4 protein-coding genes are annotated in these 4617 nt (G+C 69.0%); 1 reads left to right on the plus strand and 3 read right to left on the minus strand.

Features of this window, described 5'->3' with window-relative positions; genetic code table 11:
* Nucleotides 1–164 precede the first annotated feature (164 nt).
* The 3 genes from AB0I32_RS27110 to AB0I32_RS27120 all read right to left on the minus strand — a co-directional run bounded on the left by AB0I32_RS27110 (nucleotide 165) and on the right by AB0I32_RS27120 (nucleotide 2578).
* On the minus strand, nucleotides 165–671 hold the full coding sequence (locus AB0I32_RS27110; RefSeq protein ID WP_357511811.1) for a DUF1877 family protein: 507 nt from the start codon (nucleotides 669–671) through the stop codon (nucleotides 165–167).
* A 175-nt stretch (nucleotides 672–846) separates the two neighbouring features.
* On the minus strand, nucleotides 847–2028 hold the full coding sequence (locus AB0I32_RS27115; RefSeq protein WP_357511813.1) for a hypothetical protein: 1182 nt from the start codon (nucleotides 2026–2028) through the stop codon (nucleotides 847–849).
* 202 nt (nucleotides 2029–2230) lie between these two features.
* Entirely contained in the window at nucleotides 2231–2578 is a 348-nt protein-coding gene (locus AB0I32_RS27120; protein WP_357450302.1) for a chorismate mutase, read from the minus strand.
* A gap of 149 nt (nucleotides 2579–2727) precedes the next feature.
* On the opposite strand from AB0I32_RS27120, the gene AB0I32_RS27125 reads away from it, so the two are divergent.
* Nucleotides 2728–4548: an AMP-dependent synthetase/ligase gene (locus AB0I32_RS27125; RefSeq protein ID WP_357511815.1), complete on the plus strand. Its 1821-nt coding sequence runs from the start codon at nucleotides 2728–2730 to the stop codon at nucleotides 4546–4548.
* The last annotated feature ends 69 nt before the right edge of the window (nucleotides 4549–4617 follow it).

Below are 4617 nucleotides of genomic sequence, written 5' to 3' on the forward strand. Positions count from 1 at the left end.
GTGCACGCGGGCGTCGTCGTCCTGGTCGACGATCATCGCGATCCGAGCGAGCAGGGCGTTGGTCCAGATCCGCTCCGGGCTGCGATTGACCGATCTCATCGCAACCGACCGAAGTCGTGAAGCCTGCCGAGCGTGCGACCGAAGTCAGCGCCTACCGAGCGACGTCAGTTGAGCATCAGGACCACTGCGTCGCCGGCCTCGGCGGCGGCACCGTAGAACGCGGTCAGCTCGCCGTAGGCCTGCGCCAGGCGCTCGGCGTCCGTCTCGGCGGCGTGCTCGCCCGGGTCCGGGCAGACGTCCTCGTCGCACACCTGAGCGGCGTCGGCGAGCGGCGCCAGAGCGTCGAACGACGTGCCGACCAGGAACGCGGCAGCCTTCTCCACGTCATCGGGGCCCAGGTAGCGCACCGGCGTGATCCCGTCGGCGGAACCCAGCGCGGCTCCACCCTGCACCGGGTCGACGGGCATCCCGCCGTGCGTCCGCAGCACGTTGTGCAGCGGACCCCAGACGGTCCCGATGCTGAAGTACCTCGCTTCCTGTGCCGGAAGGTCCATCTGCACCCACTCGCCCGCGAGCTCGTCGATGTGCTCGAGCGCCCAGGTCGGATCGGTGCGTGCCTTGTCGAAGTCCTCGGCGGCTAGCCGCGCGTACTCACAATGAATCATCCCCATGGCCCGTGACCGTACCGATAATGCGTTTCCGTGTGTATGGGCAAAACGGACACGTTTCCACGCAACATTTTCCCATAGGCGGTAAAACGGAAAATCTATACGATTCCGTGCCCGTTCTGGGGGCATTAGTCCCCCAGAACGGGCGGGTGAATTCACCTCGAGTTAACGCGGGACGTCAGTGCAACCTTCGATCATCCCCCGACATGCTCGCGAGCGCCTCCGTTGGCGTGCCCTCGTCACGCCAGCGCAGCGTCGCGGCGACTCCGTCCATGAGCTCGACGGAGCCCTCCGGGGCGAACGTGAGGCCGGCGTCCTGTCCCACGGCGGCGCGCACGAGCGCCACTGAGACCGGCAGCTCCTCCAGCCGCTCCGTCACACCGATCGCCTCGAGCTCGGACCGGGAGGCCGCGATATGCATCGGGTCCGGGCCGATCCAGAGCTTGCGCCCGTTCATGGGCGCGTTGCCCGTGCCGTACTCCTCCGCGAGGACGAGCTCCTTGACCTGGCCGCGGGCGAGCACCGCGACGACGTCGTCCACCGACATCACCGCGTTCGACTCGCGGCCGAGCTCCTGCCGCAGCTCCGCCAGGACGCGTTCTCGGCGTCGTTCGCGGTAGGAGTCGAGCGCCTCCGACACCCGTTCGGCAAAGGCGCCCTCGTGCACTCCGCCGCTGCGACCCCCGCCCGGCACCTCGACCACGCTCTCCGCCGTCGGCGGGGTCAGTGCCGCGCGCACCAGGGACACGACCCGCTTGTCCCCCGTGAACAGCACCAGCTCCGGCTTGGTGTCCGCGACGTGCCGCTCGGTCTCGGCCGCGATCGCCTCCGCGTTACGCTCCCACGAGTCCTCCGCCCGTGACTCGATACGCGAACGCTTGACCCCTCGCGCGGACCCGGTCTTCTCGATCTCGTCGTGCGGCGCCTGGAACGTGCTGTGCTCCTTGCCGCTCGGCCCCACCCGGATGAAGTCGGCGCCCTGCCGGTCCACCGCCACCTTGAGCAGCTCCACCGACTCGTCGGCGGCCAGCGCGGCCTGGAGCAGCGCCGGCACCGGGGCCCACGAGCACGCGGTGCCGGCGGGCGGGTTGTTCACCACGCGGTCCACCAGCACGCCGGTGTCGTCGGCGATCACCACCCGTCCGTGCGGTCCCGGGACCCTCGTGGGTCGCAGCACCACCTCTCCCATGGCATCCAGCACGGCGTTCGGGGTCCCCTGCTGTGCCAGGTCCTTGCGCGCCGAGTTCCACCGGCCTTCGACGTCACGTTCGGCGGCCTGCTCGGACGGCGTCGCGTCCAGGTGCAGGGTCGCAAAGGGGCCCTGGTGGCCGAGGAGGGGCTTGAGCCAGTCGATCTTCATACAAACCTCCGCGTCTCCCGCCGAGGTCGAAGAGATGCCGTACCGCAAGACGTCGCCCCGGCGTTCCCTCCAGGAAACGACGGATCACGAGGACACGCCACCCCCAGGCCGGAATTGCCTGTGACCGGAGCACCAAATCTTCACCACCAGATGTTGACCTCAGGCCAGCAACCAGCAAAGGCGCCTCAAAGGGCTAACCCCTTCAAGCGTATGTGTCGACCTCAGGGAGGTTGTCGCCCTTGTGCCGCGCGGCGATGAGCTCGTGGTGGCGAATGACCTCGCTCACGATGAACTGGCGGAACTGCACCGCGAACTCGGGGTCGAGACCCGACTCCTCCGCGATCGCCGTGAGCCGGGCGATCTGCTGCTGGTCCCGCGACGGGTCTGCCGGCGGCAGACCGCCCACCGCCTTCAGCTCGCCGACCCGCCGCGTCATCTTGAACCGCTCGGCGAGCAGGTGCACGAGCGCCGCGTCGATGTTGTCGATGCTCCCGCGGAGCCGGATGATCTCGGACGGCACCGGAGCGCTGGTCGGTTCGTTGTCAGACACAGGAAGAGGCTAACCGGCCGAGGGCTGTACCGGCGAAGGCTGTTCCGACCCGTGACGCGGATCGGCTACAGTCTGCGAGCAGGCACGCAACTTGGTGAAGGCTCAGAACTCTGGCTTCACCTCTTCAAGACTTCAACGGAGAGCAGCAGATGACACTCGCCACGTCGCCGGCCTTGGTGGAGGTGCCAGAGGGCACCAGCATCAACACCATCCTCGCGGACCGCGTGGCCCGCTCCGGAGACAAGGCACTCATCGAGCGACGCGAGACCCCTGGCGGCCCGTGGGTCGCAGTGCCTGCCCGCCAGTTCGAGGACGAGGTCCTCGCCGTCGCCCGCGGCCTCGTGGCCCGTGGCATCTCCCCCGGTGACCGGGTCGCGATCATGTCGCGCACCCGCTACGAGTGGACCCTCCTCGACTTCGCGATCTGGGCCGCAGGCGCCGTGGCCGTGCCGGTCTACGAGACCTCGTCCGCCGAGCAGGTCCAGTGGATCCTGTCCGACGCCGACGTGCGGCTCGTGGTCGTCGAGTCCGGTGCGCACGCCGAGATCGTCCGCAGCGTGCGCCCCAGCCTGCCGACGCTCGAGGACATCCTCCTCATCGACGACGAGGCGATCCTCGACCTGCGCAAGGCCGGCATCAACCTCTCCGCTGGCATCGTCGCCGACCGGCGCGACGCCGTCCGGCGGGACGACCTGGCGACCATCATCTACACGTCCGGTTCCACGGGGCGGCCCAAGGGCGTGGAGCTCACGCACGGCAACTTCGCGCACCTCGCGATGAACGCCGCCATCGGCATCCCGGAGCTGCTGCAGGCGGAGAACGCCCGCACGCTCCTGTTCCTGCCGCTCGCGCACGTGTTCGCGCGTTTCGTCGAGGTCGCGACGGTCGCGGGCAACGCAGTCCTCGGCCATGCCCCGGACATCAAGAACCTCGTGGCCGACCTGGGCTCCTTCCGCCCGACCTACCTGCTCGCCGTGCCGCGCGTCTTCGAGAAGGTCTACAACAGCGCGGAGCAGAAGGCGTCGTCGGGCCTCAAGGCCAAGATCTTCGCCTGGTCCGCCCGCGTCGCGGAGGACTACTCGCGCGCCCTGGACACGGCGGACGGACCCGACCGTACGCTCAAGAGGAAGCACGCGATCGCCGACAAGCTGGTCTACAGCAAGCTCAAGGCGACCATGGGTGGCCAGCTGAGGTGGGCGGTCTCCGGCGGCGCGCCGCTCGGCGAGCGGCTCGGCCACTTCTTCCGCGGCGCCTGCGTCACCATCCTCGAGGGTTACGGCCTCACGGAGACCACCGCGCCGACGTCGGTCAACCTGCCCGGGCAGACGGTGATCGGGTCGGTGGGACCGGCGTTCTTCGGCACGGAGATCAGCATCGCCGACGACGGCGAGGTGCTGCTGCACGGGCCGCACATCTTCCGCGGGTACCGCAACGAGCCCCAGCTGACCGCCGAGGCGTTCGTCGGCGGCTGGTTCCGCACCGGCGACCTCGGTCTCCTCGACGAGCACGGCCACCTGCACATCACCGGCCGCAAGAAGGAGATCATCGTGACGGCCGGCGGCAAGAACGTCGCCCCGGCGGTGCTCGAGGACCGCATGCGCGCCCACCCGCTCGTGAGCCAGGTGGTCGTCGTCGGTGACCAGCGCCCGTTCATCGGCGCCCTCGTGACGCTCGACGCCGAGATGCTGCCCGGCTGGTGCTCGGCGAACGGTCTGCGCAGGCTCTCGGTGTCCGAGGCTCGTGTGCATCCGAAGGTGCTGGCCGCGCTCGACAAGGCGGTCGAACACACGAACGAGGCGGTCTCCAAGGCCGAGTCGATCCGCAAGTACATGGTGCTCGACCTCGACTTCACGGAGGCGAACGGCTATCTCACGCCGTCCATCAAGGTGAAGCGCGCGAAGGTGCTCGCCGACTTCGCGGGCGCCGTCGACGCGCTGTACGGGGCGCCCCTCCCCGCCCCGACCCGCTGACCCTCGCCCAGGTAGGTCGAAGTAGAGCGCCTGTCCAGTTCTCCCGTGGTGACCGCGGGAGAACTGGAC

Origin of the sequence: Promicromonospora sp. NPDC050249, from assembly GCF_040656015.1 — a bacterium.
In the GTDB taxonomy this organism is placed as follows: domain Bacteria; phylum Actinomycetota; class Actinomycetes; order Actinomycetales; family Cellulomonadaceae; genus Promicromonospora.

Bases quoted from the DNA above. Each gene is read 5' to 3' on its own strand.
- AB0I32_RS27110 (WP_357511811.1), bottom strand. From the start codon at position 671: ATGGGGATGATTCATTGTGAGTACGCGCGGCTAGCCGCCGAGGACTTC.
- AB0I32_RS27115 (WP_357511813.1), bottom strand. From the start codon at position 2,028: ATGAAGATCGACTGGCTCAAGCCCCTCCTCGGCCACCAGGGCCCCTTT.
- AB0I32_RS27125 (WP_357511815.1), top strand. From the start codon at position 2,728: ATGACACTCGCCACGTCGCCGGCCTTGGTGGAGGTGCCAGAGGGCACC.